The following is an 18269-nucleotide window of genomic DNA, read 5'->3' on the forward strand; positions in this document are numbered from 1 at the left end:
ATCTGACAAGGATAGGTTGTGAACGGTGAATTGATCTGGGTTCTCTCGCTGTTGGCGGTTGCCGTTATTTTGTTTGCGACGGGCAGAGTGCGTATGGACGCGGTAGCTCTGTTGGTCATCGTAGCCTTTGTTCTGAGTGGAACATTGAGCATCACCGAAGCCTTCTCTGGTTTCAGCGACCCTAACGTGGTGTTGATTGCCGCGCTGTTTATCATTGGCGACGGACTGGTGCGCACCGGCGTGGCGACCGTTATGGGCACCTGGCTGGTGAAAATGGCGGGCAGCAGTGAAATCAAAATGCTGGTCCTGCTGATGTTGACCGTTGCCGGGTTGGGCGCGTTTATGAGTTCAACCGGCGTCGTTGCGATTTTTATCCCCGTGGTACTCAGCGTCTCGATGCGTATGCAAACGTCGCCATCGCGCCTGATGATGCCGCTCAGTTTCGCCGGGCTTATCAGCGGCATGATGACGCTGGTAGCAACGCCGCCAAACCTGGTGGTTAACAGTGAATTGTTGCGCGAAGGCCATGCTGGATTCAGTTTCTTCAGCGTCACGCCTATTGGCCTGGTGGTGCTGGTGCTGGGCATTATCTATATGATGCTGATGCGTTTTATGCTCAAAGGCGACAATCCGCAACAGCAGCGTGATGGCTGGAAACGCCGCACCTTTCGCGATCTGATCAAAGAATATCGCCTGACAGGTCGCGCGCGCCGACTGGCGATTCGTCCGGGGTCACCGATGATCGGTCAGCGCCTCGACGATCTCAAACTGCGTGAGCGTTATGGCGCCAACGTGATTGGTGTCGAACGCTGGCGCCGCTTTCGGCGGGTGATTGTCAACGTCAATGGGGTTTCGGAGTTTCGCGCTCGCGACGTCTTACTGATTGATATGTCTGCCGCTGATGTCGATCTCCGTGAATTTTGTAGTGAGCAACTGCTGGAGCCAATGGTGCTGCGCGGAGAGTATTTCTCTGACCAGGCGCTGGATGTGGGGATGGCGGAAATCTCGCTGATCCCTGAATCGGAATTGATTGGCAAGTCGGTGCGGGAAATTGGTTTTCGTACCCGCTACGGGCTGAACGTGGTTGGCCTGAAACGCGATGGCGTGGCGATCGAAGGTTCGCTTGCCGATGAGCCGCTGCTGATGGGCGATATCATCCTGGTCGTCGGTAACTGGAAACTGATCGGTATGCTGGCGAAGCAGGGACGAGATTTTGTTGCGCTGAACCTGCCAGAAGAGGTGAGCGAGGCTTCTCCGGCGCACAGCCAGGCTCCGCACGCGATATTCTGTCTGGTTCTGATGGTCGCGCTGATGCTGACCGACGAAATTCCCAATCCCGTCGCGGCGATTATTGCCTGTCTGCTGATGGGGAAATTTCGCTGCATTGACGCGGAAAGCGCCTACAAAGCCATTCACTGGCCAAGCATCATTTTGATCGTCGGCATGATGCCCTTTGCGCTGGCGCTACAAAAAACCGGCGGCGTGGATCTGGTGGTGAAAGGCCTGATGGACGTGGGGGGCGGTTATGGTCCGTACATGATGCTGGGCTGTCTGTTTGTGCTGTGCGCATCCATTGGCCTGTTTATCTCAAATACCGCAACGGCGGTATTAATGGCGCCGATTGCGCTGGCGGCGGCGAAGTCGATGGGCGTCTCCCCCTATCCGTTTGCGATGGTGATCGCGATGGCGGCCTCGGCGGCCTTTATGACGCCGGTTTCATCACCGGTCAACACGCTGGTGTTAGGGCCAGGGAATTACAGCTTTAGCGATTTTATTAAGCTGGGCGTGCCGTTCACCATCATCGTTATGGTGGTATGCGTGGTGATGATCCCGATGTTGTTTCCGTTTTAATGTTGTGTCGCATTGCCGGATGGCGCTCATCCGGCACATGCTTACAGCGGAGAGTCCTGACTAATTTCATCGAGAGACAGATGAAAACTGGGGACGAAGACTTCCATGAAAAAATCCATCTCCGGGCTGCGGCGTGACTCCAGCGTTTTTTCCAGTCGCGTCTTCGCCAGCAGAAATTCATTATTCCCCGCTGACAACTCTTCCAGACACTTCAGATACGCGCACAGCGCATCGGCCTGTTTCACAATAGATTTTTCTTCTTCGCTATACGCATGCTCATCAATCAGCGGCGCAAAAATATCCCGCAGCTCAACGGGCACCATATCGACCAGTTTCTGCTGAGCGATTTTCTCAATCGCTTTATATTCCTGGGCGATTTGTGAATTGAAATATTTCACCGGCGTGGGGAGATCCCCGGTCAGCACTTCTGACGCATCGTGATACATCGCCAGTAGCGCAATGCGTTCAGCATTAACCTGACCGGCAAACTTACGGTTTTTGATCGCCGCCAGCGCATGGGCCACCATCGCGACCTGGAGACTGTGCTCAGAGACGTTTTCTGTGCGCACATTGCGCATTAAAGGCCAGCGGTTAATGAGTTTGAGGCGGGAGAGGTGGGCAAAAAAATGGCTCTGCTTCATAGTGACCTTTTCATGATGACAACCTGGAGGTCATTGTGCGCAGAGAAGGCCGCCGGATGCAAATACCGACGGCCAGTTTACTGTTATAACTGGTGATATCCCGACAGGAACCGACCAAATTTGCTCAGCGACATCTCAATGTCATCGATGCGGGGCAGGGTGACGATGCGCACATGATCCGGCCATGGCCAGTTAAATGCGGTCCCCTGAACCAGCAGGACTTTTTCCTGTAACAGGAAATCGAGCACCATTTTCTGGTCGTCATGAATATTGAAGCGTTTTGCGTCAATTTTCGGGAACATATACAGCGCGCCGCGTGGCTTCACGCAGGAGACGCCCGGAATATCGTTGATCAATTCCCACGCGCGATTGCGCTGCTCGTACAGACGACCGCCTGGCATGATGAATTCACTGATACTCTGGTAACCACCCAGCGCCGTCTGAATGGCGTGCTGCGCCGGCACGTTGGCGCAAAGACGCATCGATGCCAGCATTTCCAGCCCTTCTATATAACCTTTCGCATGCTTCTTCGGCCCGTTGAGAACCATCCAGCCCTGACGGAATCCGGCCACGCGATAGGTTTTGGACAGGCCGTTAAAGGTAATGGTCAGCAGATCCGGTGCCATCGCCGCGATAGAATGGTGCTCGGCGTCGTCATACAAGATCTTATCGTAGATCTCATCGGCAAAAATGATGAGGTTATTCTGCCGGGCGATCTCGACGATCTCCATCAATAGCTCTTTAGAATAAACCGCGCCGGTTGGGTTATTCGGGTTAATAATGACGATCCCACGGGTGCGCGGCGTGATTTTTGCGCGGATGTCATCGAGGTCCGGGAACCAGTCGGACGACTCATCGCACAGGTAGTGCACCGCATTGCCGCCGGAGAGTGCGACCGCCGCCGTCCACAGCGGATAATCCGGCGCGGGTACCAGCATTTCGTCCCCACTGTTCAGCAATGCCTGCATCGCCTGCACAATCAGCTCAGAAACGCCATTGCCGATGTAGATATCTTCGACGGTGACGTCACGCATGCCACGCGCCTGATAGTGTTGCATGATAGCTTTACGTGCGGAATAGAGACCTTTCGAATCGGAATAACCCTGCGCAGTCGGTAGGTTACGGATGACGTCCACCAGAATTTCATCGGGGGCATCAAAGCCAAAAGGGGCGGGGTTACCTATGTTCAGTTTCAGAACTTTATTGCCTTCTTCTTCAAGGCGTTTCGCTTCCTTCAATACAGGACCGCGGATGTCATAACAGACGTTATCTAATTTGCTGGATTTTTCAATGGGGGACATGAACCTTGACCTTTATGCTGTTATCACCACTTCCTGCCGTGGAAGTCAGTTTGGAACAATGTACTCCCCCGGACGGGCGTTTTGAAGGCTTTGCAGAAGAAGATTTTGCGGAATGGCAATGTGCTGTTTTGATATTATTAACTGGTTTTTGTTTGATTTTTAGGGGAAATATCATGTATTTATTTATTTTATGGTATTAAGTTTTGATTCTATTGCTCCATAATGGCCGATTCTCTTCCTGGAAAAAGGTTCTTCGCTCGTGAAATTCCAGTGAAAATTCTTACGTCATTTAATAATTCGTAAATACTGAAAGATTAATCGCTGACTGTGTTATCGGGATGTACGGGAACCCTGACGGTGTAAATCTAATGTTAAGCAGGATTTATGAATGACCTCGAATCTCATTAATTATTATTTAATAATTAAAAAGGCTTTACGCAAGGCCTGAATAATAGCGAGTTGATTTGAGAAACATAACAAAACTTTGCATCAGATTATTCGCATTAAAGCTTATAAATAAAAAGGTTTTAGGTTAAGATACGCGTAAGGAAATGACATGCGGCCGCATGATTTGTTAATATCCCGGATGGGGTTTTGTGGCTAACATACTGCTATGTATGCTTATTTCCTGTTGATGTATGCCCGGTTCCATTCTTACATTTACACTGTTTACATCCTGACAATGGCAGAAATCTGCAGATACTTTAATAGGTCAGCCCGCTCTTAACGAAATAACCTGAGAGATCACATAAGGTATTATTACGTAAGAAAGAGGGTAGCATTTTGCCAGTCACATGATATACCTATTTACTTTCACCTGCTGCCAGCGGGTGATTCTGCCAGGGAAGCGCATTACAAACGGAATTGCTTGATTTTGTATGCACAGCATTAACAAGCTCAGTATGAGCCGCCAGTAAGTGAAAAATTATGATAAATGCAAATCGTCCGATAATTAACCTCGACCTCGATCTGCTGAGAACATTTGTTGCTGTTGCCGATCTGAACACCTTTGCAGCAGCGGCTGCAGCGGTGTGTCGTACTCAGTCTGCGGTGAGCCAACAGATGCAGCGCCTCGAGCAACTCGTGGGGAAAGAACTCTTCGCTCGTCACGGTCGTAACAAACTGTTGACTGAACACGGCATTCAACTGCTGGGTTATGCCAGAAAAATTTTACGTTTCAATGATGAGGCGTGCTCATCATTGATGTTCAGCAATCTTCAGGGAGTATTAACTATTGGGGCTTCTGATGAATCCGCCGATACGATACTGCCTTTTCTTCTCAATCGCATTAGTTCGGTTTATCCGAAACTTGCGCTGGATGTCAGGGTAAAGCGAAATGCTTTCATGCTCGACATGCTGAAATCGCAAGAGGTGGATCTGATCGTCACCACTAACCGCCCTGGAACGTTTGAGAGCCTGACACTGCGTACTTCGCCGACACACTGGTACTGCGCTGCTGAGTATGTGCTGCAAAAAGGCGAACCGGTTCCGTTGGTATTGTTGGATGATCCCAGTCCATTCCGCGATGTGGTCCTTGCCACTCTGAACGCGGCGAATATCCCCTGGCGACTGGCTTATGTGGCATCGACACTGCCGGCAGTGCGCGCGGCGGTGAAGGCCGGTCTCGGCGTGACGGCGCGCCCGGTAGAAATGATGAGTCCGGATTTGCGCGTACTGGGAGCGGTTGATGGATTACCGCCGTTGCCGGATACCGAGTACCTGCTATGCCGTGACCCGGCATCAAAGAACGATCTGGCGCAGGTTATCTATCAGGCGATGGATACCTGGCAGAATCCGTGGCAGTACAGCCCGATTACCCCGGAAGGGGGAAATGATTCCGTGCTGGTCGAAGGAGACTATGAGTAACGGATCTCGAAAAAATCATTAAAAAAGGTATGTGTAAAAAAGAACCACTGGAGATTAAAAAACATCCAGTGGTTCTTTTTTTGTACTAATATCCTTAACGGACAGAAGGATGAAGGTAAAAAACCTCATAAATCAGCGAGTAGACGTTACGATTAAAAAACGCGTAAAAAATAAGCGATAGTGGGTGGTCAACGCTCTCATGTTAAAAAACGAGAGAAATTGTTGCTGTTTTTTGAGATGGATTAACAAAAGCGTGTCACAGATCAAGAAAATACTCCCTTTTAGGGGAAGGCTTTTGGATCAATTCCTGTCAAAATAGGCGCGTTTTTTTCTACTTACTTCACAACGGACACGATTCAACACCACCCCCATTTAGCCTGTGGATCGATCGATACGGTGCTAAAGCGCATTAAATGTTAAGGGTGTTGTTATCATGTAAATTAATGTGAGGAAACTTTTGTTAAAGTTGACAAAAGGTTATAGAAAGGAGTAAAAAACCCCATCAATTGGCTGTCTAAAACATTTTTTACAGCGATTGTAAGGTTTTTTTTATTCCTCCCCATGAATCGATGTGGCGTTCATCTGCCGAAAAGAGCAGAGAATTTGGCGCTACTTTTGATGAGTAAGCAATGAGTATGTCAACATCCACTGAAGTCATCGCTCATCACTGGGCATTCGCTATCTTTCTTATTGTCGCTATTGGCCTGTGCTGCCTGATGCTCATCGGCGGTTGGTTTTTAGGCGGTCGCGCACGCGCGAGGTCAAAAAACACCCCGTTTGAATCAGGTATCGACTCGGTCGGCACCGCCCGCTTACGCCTGTCTGCCAAGTTTTACCTGGTAGCCATGTTCTTCGTTATCTTCGACGTTGAAGCGCTGTATCTGTTCGCATGGTCGACCTCTATCCGTGAAAGCGGTTGGGTAGGCTTTGTGGAAGCTGCAATTTTTATTTTTGTGTTACTGGCAGGTCTGGTTTATCTGGTGCGTATTGGCGCGCTGGACTGGACGCCCGCGCGTTCACGCCGCGAGCGTATGAACCCGGAAACGAACAGTATCGCTAATCGTCAACGCTAACCGCGAGGCATTAAGATGGATTATACGCTCACCCGCATAGATCCTAACGGTGAGAACGACCGTTACCCCCTGCAAAAACAGGAGATCGTAACCGACCCCCTGGAACAGGAAGTTAACAAAAACGTGTTCATGGGCAAACTGCATGACATGGTTAACTGGGGTCGCAAAAACTCAATCTGGCCTTATAACTTCGGCCTTTCCTGCTGCTACGTTGAGATGGTGACCTCCTTCACCGCCGTGCATGACGTGGCGCGCTTTGGCGCGGAAGTCCTGCGTGCTTCACCGCGTCAGGCTGACCTGATGGTGGTAGCGGGGACCTGCTTTACCAAAATGGCGCCGGTCATTCAGCGCCTCTACGATCAGATGCTGGAGCCGAAATGGGTGATTTCCATGGGCGCATGTGCCAACTCCGGCGGTATGTACGATATTTATTCGGTAGTGCAGGGTGTTGATAAGTTTATCCCTGTGGATGTTTACATCCCGGGTTGCCCGCCGCGTCCGGAAGCGTACATGCAGGCGTTAATGCTGTTGCAGGATTCCATTGGCAAAGAACGTCGCCCGCTCTCCTGGGTGGTTGGCGATCAGGGCGTTTATCGCGCCAACATGCAGTCAGAGCGCGAACGTAAACGCGGCGAACGCATTGCAGTCACGAATCTGCGTACACCAGACGAGATTTAATTTGCGCCTGTCGGCAGCAGCATTTTACTTCGCCTAACACTACATAAATCGCGCGAAGCTCTGTCGACAGTCACCACGGACCATTTGCAATGGTGAACAATATGACCGACTTAACCGCGCAAGAAGCCGCATGGCAAACCCGGGATCACCTTGATGACCCGGTCATCGGCGAACTGCGCAACCGTTTTGGGCCGGATGCCTTTACCGTTCAGGCGACTCGCACCGGGGTACCCGTTGTTTGGGTCAAGCGTGAACAATTACTGATCGTAGCCGACTTCTTAAAGAGCTTGCCGAAACCTTACGTCATGCTGTTTGACTTACACGGCATGGACGAACGTCTGCGCACACACCGCGAAGGGTTACCCGCCGCGGATTTTTCCGTTTTCTACCACCTGATTTCCATTGAACGCAATCGCGATATCATGCTCAAGGTGGCATTGTCTGAAAACGATCTTCACGTGCCGACCTTCACCAAAGTGTTCCCGAATGCTAACTGGTATGAACGTGAAACCTGGGACATGTTTGGTATTGAATTCGACGGACACCCGCACCTGACGCGTCTGCTGATGCCGCCAACCTGGAAAGGCCATCCGCTGCGTAAAGATTATCCGGCACGCGCCACTGAATTCGATCCGTTTGAGCTGACCAAAGCGAAGCAGGATCTGGAGATGGAAGCGCTGACGTTCAAACCGGAAGAGTGGGGGATGTCACGCGGTACCGAAAACGAGGACTTCATGTTCCTCAACCTTGGTCCGAACCACCCGTCATCTCACGGTGCTTTCCGTATTGTTCTCCAGCTTGATGGTGAAGAGATTGTCGACTGTGTGCCTGACATCGGTTACCACCACCGTGGTGCTGAAAAGATGGGCGAACGTCAGTCCTGGCACAGCTACATTCCGTATACCGACCGTATTGAATATCTTGGCGGCTGCGTCAACGAAATGCCTTATGTGCTGGCGGTTGAGAAACTGGCGGGTATCACTACCCCGGATCGCGTTAACGTTATCCGCGTAATGCTCTCTGAGCTGTTCCGTATTAACAGCCACCTGCTGTACATTTCGACCTTTATCCAGGACGTTGGCGCCATGACGCCGGTCTTCTTTGCGTTTACCGACCGTCAGAAAATCTATGACGTTGTTGAAGCGATCACCGGTTACCGTATGCACCCGGCCTGGTTCCGTATCGGTGGCGTGGCGCACGACCTGCCGCGCGGCTGGGATAAACTGCTGCGCGAGTTCCTCGACTGGATGCCGAAGCGTCTGGCGTCTTATGAGAAAGCTGCGCTGCAAAACACCATCCTGAAAGGGCGTTCGCAGGGCGTGGCCGCTTACGGCAAGAAAGAAGCGCTGGACTGGGGTTGCACCGGCGCGGCGCTGCGTGCAACCGGGATTGATTTCGACGTGCGTAAAGCACGCCCTTACTCTGGATATGAAAACTTTGACTTTGACGTGCCGGTTGGCGGCGGGGTTTCCGACTGCTACACCCGCGTCATGCTGAAAGTAGAAGAGTTGCGCCAGAGTCTGCGCATCCTTGAGCAGTGCCTCAACAACATGCCGGAAGGCCCGTTCAAAGCGGATCACCCGCTGACGACGCCGCCGCCGAAAGAGCGCACGCTGCAACATATCGAAACCCTGATTACCCACTTCCTGCAAGTGTCGTGGGGGCCGGTGATGCCGGCGAACGAGTCCTTCCAGATGGTGGAGGCGACCAAGGGTATCAACAGTTACTACCTGACCAGCGATGGCAGCACCATGAGTTATCGTACCCGTATTCGTACCCCGAGCTACGCGCATTTGCAGCAGATCCCGGTGGCGGTACGCGGCAGCCTGGTGTCCGACCTGATCGTCCATCTGGGTAGTATCGATTTTGTTATGTCAGATGTGGACCGCTAATTATGCACGAGAATCAACAACCACAAACCGAGGCTTTTGAGCTGAGTGCGGCAGAGCGTGAAGCCATTGAGCACGAGAAGCACCACTACGAAGACCCGCGTGCGGCGTCCATTGAAGCGCTGAAAATTGTTCAGAAGCAGCGTGGCTGGGTGCCGGACGGTGCGATCCATGCGATCGCCGAGGTGCTGGGGATCCCGGCCAGCGATGTTGAAGGTGTTGCGACATTCTACAGCCAGATCTTCCGCCAGCCGGTGGGCCGCCACGTGATCCGTTATTGCGACAGCGTGGTGTGCCATATCAATGGCTATCAGGGGATTCAGGCAGCGCTGGAGAAAAAGCTCAACATCAAGCCGGGGCAGACGACGTTTGATGGCCGCTTTACGCTGCTGCCGACCTGTTGCCTGGGGAACTGCGATAAAGGGCCTAACATGATGATCGATGACGATACTCACGCTCACCTGACCCCGGAAGGCATTCCTGAACTGTTGGAGCGGTATAAATGAAAGACATTATCCGTACTCCCGAAACGCATCCGCTGACCTGGCGTCTGCGTGATGACAAACAGCCCGTATGGCTGGATGAATACCGTAGCAAGAACGGCTACGAAGGTGCGCGTAAGGCGCTGACCGGTCTGTCTCCGGACGAGATCGTCAACCAGGTTAAAGACGCTGGGCTGAAAGGGCGCGGCGGCGCAGGTTTTTCCACCGGTCTGAAGTGGAGCCTGATGCCAAAAGACGAATCCATGAACATCCGTTACCTGCTGTGTAACGCAGATGAAATGGAGCCGGGCACCTATAAAGACCGTTTGCTGATGGAACAACTGCCGCATTTGCTGGTGGAAGGTATGTTGATTTCCGCGTTTGCGCTGAAAGCGTACCGGGGTTACATCTTCCTGCGCGGTGAATACATTGAAGCGGCTGTGCATCTGCGCCGTGCGATAGCGGAAGCGACCGAAGCCGGTCTGCTTGGCAAAAACATTATGGGCACCGGTTTTGACTTCGAGCTGTTTGTTCACACCGGGGCAGGGCGCTACATCTGCGGTGAAGAAACGGCGCTGATCAACTCCCTTGAAGGCCGTCGCGCTAACCCACGCTCGAAGCCGCCGTTCCCGGCGACTTCTGGCGCATGGGGGAAACCGACCTGCGTCAACAACGTGGAAACGCTGTGTAACGTTCCGGCGATCCTCGCCAACGGCGTGGAGTGGTATCAGAACATTTCGAAGAGCAAAGATGCCGGTACCAAGCTGATGGGCTTCTCGGGTCGCGTGAAGAATCCGGGACTGTGGGAGCTGCCGTTCGGCACCACCGCACGTGAAATCCTCGAAGATTACGCAGGCGGCATGCGCGATGGACTGAAGTTCAAAGCCTGGCAGCCCGGCGGCGCGGGAACCGACTTCCTGACCGAAGCGCACCTCGATCTACCAATGGAGTTTGAGAGCATTGGTAAAGCCGGAAGCCGTCTGGGCACCGCGCTGGCGATGGCGGTTGACCACGAGATTGGCATGGTGCCGCTGGTGCGTAACCTGGAAGAGTTCTTTGCCCGTGAATCCTGCGGATGGTGTACGCCATGTCGTGATGGCCTGCCGTGGAGCGTAAAAATTCTGCGTGCGCTGGAGCGTGGTGAAGGTCAGCCTGGGGATATCGAGACACTAGAGCAACTGTGTCGTTTCCTCGGCCCGGGTAAAACCTTCTGTGCACACGCGCCGGGCGCGGTTGAACCGCTACAGAGCGCCATTAAATATTTCCGCGAAGAATTCGAAGCTGGCATCAAGCAGTCGTTCAGTAATACTCACGCGATTGGTGGTATTCAGCCGAACCTGCTGAAAGAGCGCTGGTGATGACAGGCCTCTGAGCCTGTATCGCGATACGAAATTCGATTAACGCTTAGTCACTGACTAAGCCAACTGGAAGCATGCTGACTATGGCTACGATTCATGTAGACGGCAAAGAATATGAGGTCAACGGAGCGGACAACCTGCTGGAAGCTTGTCTGTCTCTCGGCCTTGATATTCCGTACTTTTGCTGGCATCCGGCGCTGGGAAGCGTTGGTGCTTGCCGCCAGTGTGCGGTGAAGCAATACCAAAACGCGGAAGACACGCGTGGTCGCCTGGTGATGTCTTGTATGACACCGGCCACCGAAGGCACGTTTATTTCGATTGACGATGAAGAAGCGAAACAGTTCCGCGAAAGCGTGGTGGAGTGGCTGATGACCAACCACCCGCACGACTGTCCGGTCTGTGAAGAGGGCGGTAACTGCCATCTTCAGGATATGACCGTGATGACCGGGCACAGTTTCCGTCGTTATCGTTTCACCAAGCGTACTCACCGCAATCAGGACCTGGGGCCGTTCATCTCTCACGAAATGAACCGCTGCATCGCCTGCTACCGCTGCGTGCGTTACTACAAAGATTACGCAGACGGCCAGGATCTGGGCGTGTACGGTGCGCACGATAACGTCTACTTCGGACGTCCGGAAGACGGCACGCTTGAAAGCGAGTTCTCCGGTAACCTGGTGGAAATCTGCCCAACCGGCGTATTCACCGATAAAACGCACTCCGAACGCTATAACCGTAAGTGGGACATGCAGTTCGCGCCAAGCATCTGCCAGCAGTGTTCCATCGGCTGTAACACCAGCCCCGGTGAGCGCTACGGCGAACTGCGTCGTATCGAAAACCGTTATAACGGGACCGTTAACCACTATTTCCTCTGCGACCGTGGTCGTTTTGGCTATGGTTACGTAAACCTGAAAGACCGTCCGCGTCAGCCGGTACAGCGTCGTGGCGATGACCTGATCACCCTCAACGCCGAACAGGCAATGCAGGGCGCAGCAGATATTCTGCGTCAATCGAAGAAAGTGATTGGCATCGGTTCTCCGCGCGCCAGCGTTGAGAGCAACTTCGCACTGCGTGAACTGGTCGGGGCGGAAAACTTCTATACCGGGATTGCGCAATCTGAGCAGGAACGTCTGCAACTGGCACTGAAAGTGCTGCGTGAAGGCGGGGTGCATACCCCTGCGCTGCGTGATATTGAATCTTACGATGCGGTGCTGGTGTTGGGCGAAGATATTACCCAGACCGGAGCACGCGTTGCGCTGGCGGTGCGTCAGGCGGTAAAAGGCAAAGCACGCGAAATGGCGGCAGCCCAGAAAGTGGCTGACTGGCAGATTGCGGCGATCCTCAATATCGGCCAACGTGCGAAGCATCCATTGTTCGTGACCAATGTAGATAACACTCGTCTGGATGATATTGCCGCATGGACCTACCGTGCGCCGGTTGAAGATCAGGCGCGTTTAGGCTTCGCCATCGCCCACGCGCTGGATAACACGGCGCCAGCCGTTGACGGCATCAGCAGCGACCTGCAAAACAAAATCGACGTGATCGTTCAGGCGCTGGCCGGGGCGAAAAAACCGTTGATCATTTCCGGCACTAACGCCGGTAGCGCTGAAGTGATTCAGGCGGCTGCCAACGTGGCGAAAGCATTGAAAGGTCGTGGTGCAGACGTGGGTATTACGATGATTGCCCGTTCGGTTAACAGTATGGGTCTGGGCATTATGGGCGGCGGTTCGCTTGATGATGCGTTGACGGAACTGGAAACCGGTCGTGCGGACGCCGTTGTGGTGCTGGAAAACGATCTGCATCGCCACGCTTCCGCCACGCGCGTGAATGCCGCGCTGGCAAAAGCGCCGCTGGTCATGGTGGTTGATCATCAGCGCACTGCCATCATGGAAAGCGCCCATCTGGTGCTTTCCGCGGCAAGCTTTGCCGAAAGCGACGGTACGGTCATCAACAATGAAGGCCGCGCTCAGCGTTTCTTCCAGGTTTACGATCCGGCGTACTACGACAAAAACACCCTTATGCTGGAAAGCTGGCGCTGGCTGCATTCGCTGCACAGCACCGTGCAGAACCGTGAAGTGGACTGGACGCAGCTTGACCACGTCATCGACGCCGTCGTTACCGCGATGCCTGAACTGGCCGGTATTAAAGACGCCGCGCCGGATGCCACCTTCCGCATTCGTGGACAGAAACTGGCGCGTGAGCCGCACCGTTACAGCGGTCGCACCGCGATGCGCGCGAACATCAGCGTTCACGAACCGCGTCAGCCGCAGGACAAAGACACGATGTTTGCCTTCTCGATGGAAGGGAACAACCAGCCGTCCGCGCCGCGTTCACAGATTCCGTTTGCCTGGGCTCCGGGCTGGAACTCCCCACAGGCGTGGAACAAGTTCCAGGATGAAGTGGGCGGAAAACTGCGTCATGGCGATCCGGGCGTGCGTCTGATTGAAGCGACAGAAGGCGGTCTGGATTACTTCACGACGGTCCCGGCACGTTTCCAGGCTCAGGAAGGGCAGTGGCGTATCGCGCCGTACTACCATCTGTTTGGTAGCGATGAACTGTCACAGCGTGCGCCGGTCTTCCAGAGCCGCATGCCGCAACCGTATATCAAACTCAACCCGGCCGATGCCGCGAAGTTGGGCGTGAATGCCGGTACCCGCGTCTCCTTTAGCTACGATGGCAACACGGTCACGCTGCCGGTTGAAATCGCCGAAGGGCTGACGGCAGGGCAGGTAGGTCTGCCAATGGGCATGCCGGGCATTGCGCCGGTTCTGGCGGGTGCGCGTCTTGAGGATCTGCAGGAGGCACAACAATGAGTTGGATTACACCGGATCTGATTGAAATCCTGCTGACCATCCTTAAAGCGGTGGTGATCCTGCTGGTGGTGGTCACCTGCGGGGCGTTCATGAGCTTTGGCGAACGTCGTCTGCTGGGGCTGTTCCAGAACCGCTACGGACCGAACCGTGTAGGCTGGGGCGGTTCGCTCCAGCTGGTCGCGGACATGATCAAGATGTTCTTTAAAGAGGACTGGATCCCGAAATTCTCGGATCGTGTCATCTTTACGCTTGCGCCAATGATCGCCTTTACCTCGCTGCTGCTGGCGTTTGCCATCGTGCCAGTGAGTCCGGGCTGGGTGGTGGCGGATCTGAATATTGGGATCTTGTTCTTCCTGATGATGGCGGGTCTGGCGGTGTACGCGGTGCTGTTTGCCGGTTGGTCGAGCAACAACAAATACTCGCTGTTGGGTGCAATGCGTGCGTCTGCGCAAACGCTCAGCTACGAAGTGTTCCTCGGGCTCTCCCTGATGGGCGTGGTGGCGCAGGCCGGTTCATTTAACATGACCGACATCGTCAACAACCAGGCTGATATCTGGAACGTTATTCCGCAGTTCTTTGGTTTTGTCACCTTCGCTATCGCGGGCGTGGCGGTATGTCACCGTCATCCGTTTGACCAGCCGGAAGCCGAGCAGGAACTGGCAGATGGTTACCACATTGAATACTCCGGGATGAAATTCGGTCTGTTCTTTGTGGGGGAATACATCGGTATCGTCACCATTTCTGCGCTGATGGTTACCCTGTTCTTCGGTGGCTGGCATGGCCCGTTCTTACCACCATTCATCTGGTTCGCGCTGAAAACCGCGTTCTTCATGATGATGTTCATTTTGATTCGTGCGTCGTTACCGCGTCCTCGCTATGACCAGGTAATGTCCTTCGGCTGGAAGATCTGCCTGCCGCTGACGCTCATCAACTTGCTGGTAACGGCGGCTGTCATTCTCTGGCAGGCGCAATAAGGGGCACAAAGACCATGACCTTAAAAGAATTGTTAGTAGGCTTCGGCACCCAGGTACGCAGTATCTGGATGATCGGCCTGCATGCGTTCGCGAAACGCGAAACGCAGATGTACCCGGAAGAGCCGGTCTATCTACCGCCCCGTTTTCGTGGCCGCATCGTGTTGACGCGCGATCCGGACGGCGAGGAGCGCTGCGTTGCCTGTAACCTGTGCGCGGTAGCGTGTCCGGTAGGCTGTATTTCTCTGCAAAAAGCGGAGACCAAAGACGGCCGCTGGTATCCGGAGTTTTTCCGCATTAACTTCTCACGCTGCATTTTCTGCGGTCTGTGCGAAGAAGCCTGTCCGACAACCGCGATTCAGCTTACGCCAGATTTCGAACTGGGTGAGTACAAGCGCCAGGATCTGGTTTACGAGAAAGAGGATCTGCTGATCTCCGGTCCGGGTAAATATCCGGAATATAACTTCTACCGGATGGCAGGTATGGCAATCGACGGCAAAGATAAGGGCGAAGCAGAGAACGAAGCCAAGCCTATCGACGTCAAGAGCCTGTTACCGTAAGGAGAGGGGCAATGGAGTTCGCTTTTTATATCTGTGGCCTGGTAGCCATTCTCGCAACCTTGCGGGTGATCACCCATACCAATCCGGTCCACGCGCTGCTGTACCTGATTATTTCGCTGCTGGCGATTTCCGGGGTGTTCTTCTCGCTGGGCGCATACTTCGCAGGTGCGCTGGAAATTATCGTTTACGCGGGCGCCATTATGGTGCTGTTCGTGTTTGTGGTGATGATGCTCAACCTGGGCGGTTCGGAAATCGAACAGGAACGTCAGTGGCTGAAGCCGCAGGTGTGGATTGGTCCGGCAATTCTGTCGGCCATCATGCTGGTGGTGATTGTTTACGCCATTCTGGGTGTGAACGATCAGGGTATCGACGGCACGCCAATCAGCGCGAAAGCGGTAGGGATTACCCTGTTCGGGCCTTACGTACTGGCGGTTGAACTGGCATCCATGCTGCTGCTGGCAGGTCTGGTTGTTGCCTTCCACGTCGGACGCGAAGAGCGTTCGGGCGAAGTGCTGAGCAATCGTAAAGACGACAGCGCGAAAAGAAAAACGGAGGAGCACGCATGATCCCCTTACAACATGGACTGATCCTCGCTGCGATTTTATTCGTTCTGGGCTTAACCGGTCTGGTTATCCGCCGCAATCTACTGTTTATGCTGATTGGCCTGGAAATCATGATCAACGCTTCCGCGCTGGCCTTCGTGGTCGCCGGTAGCTACTGGGGCCAGACCGATGGTCAGGTGATGTATATTCTCGCCATCAGCCTTGCGGCGGCTGAAGCGAGTATTGGACTTGCGCTGCTGCTGCAACTTCATCGCCGTCGCCAGAACCTGAACATCGATTCAGTAAGTGAGATGCGTGGATGAACATGCTTGCCTTAACCATCATTCTGCCATTGATTGGCTTTGTCCTGCTGGCGTTCTCTCGCGGACGCTGGTCAGAAAATCTCTCCGCCACCGTGGGCGTAGGCTCCATTGGTCTGGCAGCGCTGGTCACTGCTTTTGTCGGTATGGACTTCTTCGCCAACGGCAAGCAGGCATTCAGCGTCCCGCTGTGGACGTGGATGTCCGTCGGTGATTTCAACATTGGTTTCAACCTGGTACTGGACGGCCTGTCGCTGACCATGCTGTCGGTCGTAACCGGTGTCGGCTTCCTGATCCACATGTTTGCGTCCTGGTACATGCGTGGTGAAGAGGGATATTCCCGCTTCTTCGCCTACACCAACCTGTTTATCGCCAGCATGGTTGTTCTGGTGCTGTCCGATAACCTGCTGTTGATGTACCTCGGCTGGGAAGGTGTGGGCCTGTGCTCTTATCTGCTGATCGGCTTCTACTACACCGATCCGAAGAATGGCGCTGCAGCGATGAAAGCGTTCGTCGTGACCCGTGTGGGTGACGTGTTCCTCGCTTTCGCACTGTTCATTCTGTACAACGAACTGGGCACCCTGAACTTCCGCGAAATGGTGGAACTGGCGCCGGCGCACTTTGAGGCGGGCAACAATATGCTCACCTGGGCGACGCTGATGCTGCTCGGCGGCGCGGTCGGTAAATCAGCACAGCTGCCGTTGCAGACCTGGCTGGCCGACGCGATGGCAGGCCCGACGCCTGTCTCCGCGCTGATCCATGCGGCAACGATGGTGACCGCCGGTGTCTATCTGATTGCGCGCACTCATGGCCTGTTCCTGATGACCCCGGAAATTCTGCATCTGGTGGGTATCGTTGGTGCGGTAACGCTGGTGATGGCAGGTTTTGCCGCGCTGGTGCAGACCGACATCAAACGCGTACTCGCCTATTCCACCATGAGCCAGATTGGCTATATGTTCCTGGCGCTGGGCGTTCAGGCATGGGATGCGGCGATTTTCCACCTGATGACGCACGCCTTCTTTAAAGCGCTGCTGTTCCTGGCGTCCGGCTCCGTCATTCTGGCCTGCCATCACGAACAAAACATCTTCAAGATGGGCGGTCTGCGTAAGTCCATTCCGCTGGTTTATCTCTGCTTCCTGGTGGGCGGTGCGGCACTGTCGGCATTGCCGCTGATTACCGCAGGCTTCTTCAGTAAGGATGAGATTCTGGCAGGCGCGATGGCAAATGGTCATATCAATCTGATGGTGGCAGGTCTGGTCGGTGCGTTCATGACCTCCCTGTATACCTTCCGTATGATTTTCATCGTGTTCCACGGTAAAGAACAAATTCATGCTCATGCAGGGAAGGGGATTACTCACCACCTGCCGTTGATTGTCCTGATGATCCTGTCCACCTTCGTTGGCGCGCTGATTGTGCCGCCGCTGCAGGGTGTACTGCCGCAGACAACCGAACTTGAGCATGGTCGCGTGATGACCCTGGAAATTACCTCTGGCGTGGTAGCGATTGCGGGCATCCTGATTGCCGCATGGCTGTGGCTGGGTAAACGTACCCTGGTAACGTCGATTGCCAACAGTGCGCCTGGCCGCCTGCTGGGGACCTGGTGGTATAACGCCTGGGGCTTCGACTGGCTGTACGATAAAGTGTTCGTGAAGCCATTCCTTGGCGTTGCCTGGCTGCTTAAACGCGATCCGCTCAATGCCCTGATGAACGTACCGGCAATCCTTTCCCGCTTCGCAGGTAAAGGCCTGCTGTTCAGCGAGAACGGTTATCTGCGTTGGTATGTGGCATCAATGAGCATTGGCGCCGTCGTGGTGCTGGCACTGCTGATGGTACTGCGTTGAGTTTGTTAACTGGATGAACGACTGCCGGATGGCGCTGCGCTTATCCGGCCTACAAACTCAAAGAGAATTTTTAGAAAATTCGTTGA

Annotated in this window: 15 protein-coding genes; 13 read left to right on the forward strand and 2 right to left on the reverse strand. The window is 53.9% G+C overall.

Annotation, left to right across the window (positions count from 1 at the left end; genetic code table 11):
* Positions 1–18: 18 nt before the first annotated feature.
* Entirely contained in the window at positions 19–1851 is a 1833-nt protein-coding gene (locus tag KE671_RS18950) for an SLC13 family permease (RefSeq protein ID WP_206164134.1), read from the forward strand.
* Positions 1852–1892: 41 nt separating this feature from the next.
* On the opposite strand, the gene yfbR is transcribed toward KE671_RS18950, so the two are convergent.
* Both yfbR and alaA read right to left on the reverse strand, forming a co-directional pair.
* Entirely contained in the window at positions 1893–2492 is a 600-nt protein-coding gene (gene yfbR / locus KE671_RS18955; protein ID WP_206164135.1) for a 5'-deoxynucleotidase, read from the reverse strand.
* An 83-nt stretch (positions 2493–2575) separates the two neighbouring features.
* Positions 2576–3793: a pyridoxal phosphate-dependent aminotransferase gene (gene alaA / locus KE671_RS18960; RefSeq protein WP_206164136.1), complete on the reverse strand. Its 1218-nt coding sequence runs from the start codon at positions 3791–3793 to the stop codon at positions 2576–2578.
* Between the two features lie 927 nt (positions 3794–4720).
* Between alaA and lrhA the strand changes: the two genes are divergently transcribed.
* From lrhA to nuoL, 12 genes are all read left to right on the forward strand, one after another.
* A complete protein-coding gene (gene lrhA, locus KE671_RS18965) occupies positions 4721–5659 on the forward strand; it encodes a transcriptional regulator LrhA (protein ID WP_206164137.1) in 939 nt (312 codons plus the stop codon).
* A gap of 629 nt (positions 5660–6288) precedes the next feature.
* A complete protein-coding gene (nuoA, locus tag KE671_RS18970; protein WP_042317806.1) occupies positions 6289–6732 on the forward strand; it encodes an NADH-quinone oxidoreductase subunit NuoA in 444 nt (147 codons plus the stop codon).
* 15 nt (positions 6733–6747) lie between these two features.
* Complete coding sequence (nuoB, locus tag KE671_RS18975) at positions 6748–7410, forward strand: NADH-quinone oxidoreductase subunit NuoB (RefSeq protein ID WP_003028075.1); 663 nt, start codon at positions 6748–6750, stop codon at positions 7408–7410.
* 89 nt (positions 7411–7499) lie between these two features.
* Positions 7500–9302, forward strand: a complete 1803-nt coding sequence (gene nuoC, locus KE671_RS18980; protein ID WP_206164138.1) for an NADH-quinone oxidoreductase subunit C/D — start codon at positions 7500–7502, stop codon at positions 9300–9302.
* A 2-nt stretch (positions 9303–9304) separates the two neighbouring features.
* Complete coding sequence (gene nuoE / locus KE671_RS18985) at positions 9305–9805, forward strand: NADH-quinone oxidoreductase subunit NuoE (protein ID WP_206164139.1); 501 nt, start codon at positions 9305–9307, stop codon at positions 9803–9805.
* The gene (gene nuoF / locus KE671_RS18990) at positions 9802–11139 is read left to right on the forward strand and encodes an NADH-quinone oxidoreductase subunit NuoF (RefSeq protein ID WP_042317808.1); all 1338 of its coding nucleotides are present in this window, start codon (positions 9802–9804) and stop codon (positions 11137–11139) included. Before nuoE ends, nuoF begins: the two co-directional genes overlap by 4 nt.
* An 83-nt stretch (positions 11140–11222) precedes the next feature.
* A complete protein-coding gene (gene nuoG, locus KE671_RS18995) occupies positions 11223–13949 on the forward strand; it encodes an NADH-quinone oxidoreductase subunit NuoG (protein WP_206164140.1) in 2727 nt (908 codons plus the stop codon).
* A complete protein-coding gene (gene nuoH, locus KE671_RS19000; protein WP_195504359.1) occupies positions 13946–14923 on the forward strand; it encodes an NADH-quinone oxidoreductase subunit NuoH in 978 nt (325 codons plus the stop codon). Before nuoG ends, nuoH begins: the two co-directional genes overlap by 4 nt.
* Positions 14924–14937: 14 nt before the next feature.
* Positions 14938–15480 carry an NADH-quinone oxidoreductase subunit NuoI gene (gene nuoI, locus KE671_RS19005; protein WP_005129470.1) on the forward strand — a complete coding sequence of 181 codons (543 nt, stop codon included), beginning with the start codon at positions 14938–14940 and terminating at the stop codon, positions 15478–15480.
* A gap of 11 nt (positions 15481–15491) precedes the next feature.
* Complete coding sequence (gene nuoJ, locus KE671_RS19010) at positions 15492–16046, forward strand: NADH-quinone oxidoreductase subunit J (RefSeq protein WP_043000019.1); 555 nt, start codon at positions 15492–15494, stop codon at positions 16044–16046.
* Positions 16043–16345, forward strand: coding sequence for an NADH-quinone oxidoreductase subunit NuoK (gene nuoK / locus KE671_RS19015; RefSeq protein WP_000612644.1), 303 nt, complete (start codon positions 16043–16045; stop codon positions 16343–16345). Before nuoJ ends, nuoK begins: the two co-directional genes overlap by 4 nt.
* Positions 16342–18183, forward strand: a complete 1842-nt coding sequence (nuoL, locus tag KE671_RS19020) for an NADH-quinone oxidoreductase subunit L (protein ID WP_206164141.1) — start codon at positions 16342–16344, stop codon at positions 18181–18183. Before nuoK ends, nuoL begins: the two co-directional genes overlap by 4 nt.
* The last annotated feature ends 86 nt before the right edge of the window (positions 18184–18269 follow it).

The organism is Citrobacter amalonaticus (genome assembly GCF_018252635.1).
GTDB lineage: Bacteria > Pseudomonadota > Gammaproteobacteria > Enterobacterales > Enterobacteriaceae > Citrobacter_A > Citrobacter_A amalonaticus_E.

What these genes read in the sequence shown, in the direction of transcription:
- yfbR (WP_206164135.1), bottom strand. Translation starts at nt 2,492, where the DNA reads ATGAAGCAGAGCCATTTTTTTGCCCACCTCTCCCGCCTCAAACTCATT.
- alaA (WP_206164136.1), bottom strand. Translation starts at nt 3,793, where the DNA reads ATGTCCCCCATTGAAAAATCCAGCAAATTAGATAACGTCTGTTATGAC.
- lrhA (WP_206164137.1), top strand. Translation starts at nt 4,721, where the DNA reads ATGATAAATGCAAATCGTCCGATAATTAACCTCGACCTCGATCTGCTG.
- nuoA (WP_042317806.1), top strand. Translation starts at nt 6,289, where the DNA reads ATGAGTATGTCAACATCCACTGAAGTCATCGCTCATCACTGGGCATTC.
- nuoB (WP_003028075.1), top strand. Translation starts at nt 6,748, where the DNA reads ATGGATTATACGCTCACCCGCATAGATCCTAACGGTGAGAACGACCGT.
- nuoC (WP_206164138.1), top strand. Translation starts at nt 7,500, where the DNA reads ATGGTGAACAATATGACCGACTTAACCGCGCAAGAAGCCGCATGGCAA.
- nuoE (WP_206164139.1), top strand. Translation starts at nt 9,305, where the DNA reads ATGCACGAGAATCAACAACCACAAACCGAGGCTTTTGAGCTGAGTGCG.
- nuoF (WP_042317808.1), top strand. Translation starts at nt 9,802, where the DNA reads ATGAAAGACATTATCCGTACTCCCGAAACGCATCCGCTGACCTGGCGT.
- nuoG (WP_206164140.1), top strand. Translation starts at nt 11,223, where the DNA reads ATGGCTACGATTCATGTAGACGGCAAAGAATATGAGGTCAACGGAGCG.
- nuoH (WP_195504359.1), top strand. Translation starts at nt 13,946, where the DNA reads ATGAGTTGGATTACACCGGATCTGATTGAAATCCTGCTGACCATCCTT.
- nuoI (WP_005129470.1), top strand. Translation starts at nt 14,938, where the DNA reads ATGACCTTAAAAGAATTGTTAGTAGGCTTCGGCACCCAGGTACGCAGT.
- nuoJ (WP_043000019.1), top strand. Translation starts at nt 15,492, where the DNA reads ATGGAGTTCGCTTTTTATATCTGTGGCCTGGTAGCCATTCTCGCAACC.
- nuoK (WP_000612644.1), top strand. Translation starts at nt 16,043, where the DNA reads ATGATCCCCTTACAACATGGACTGATCCTCGCTGCGATTTTATTCGTT.
- nuoL (WP_206164141.1), top strand. Translation starts at nt 16,342, where the DNA reads ATGAACATGCTTGCCTTAACCATCATTCTGCCATTGATTGGCTTTGTC.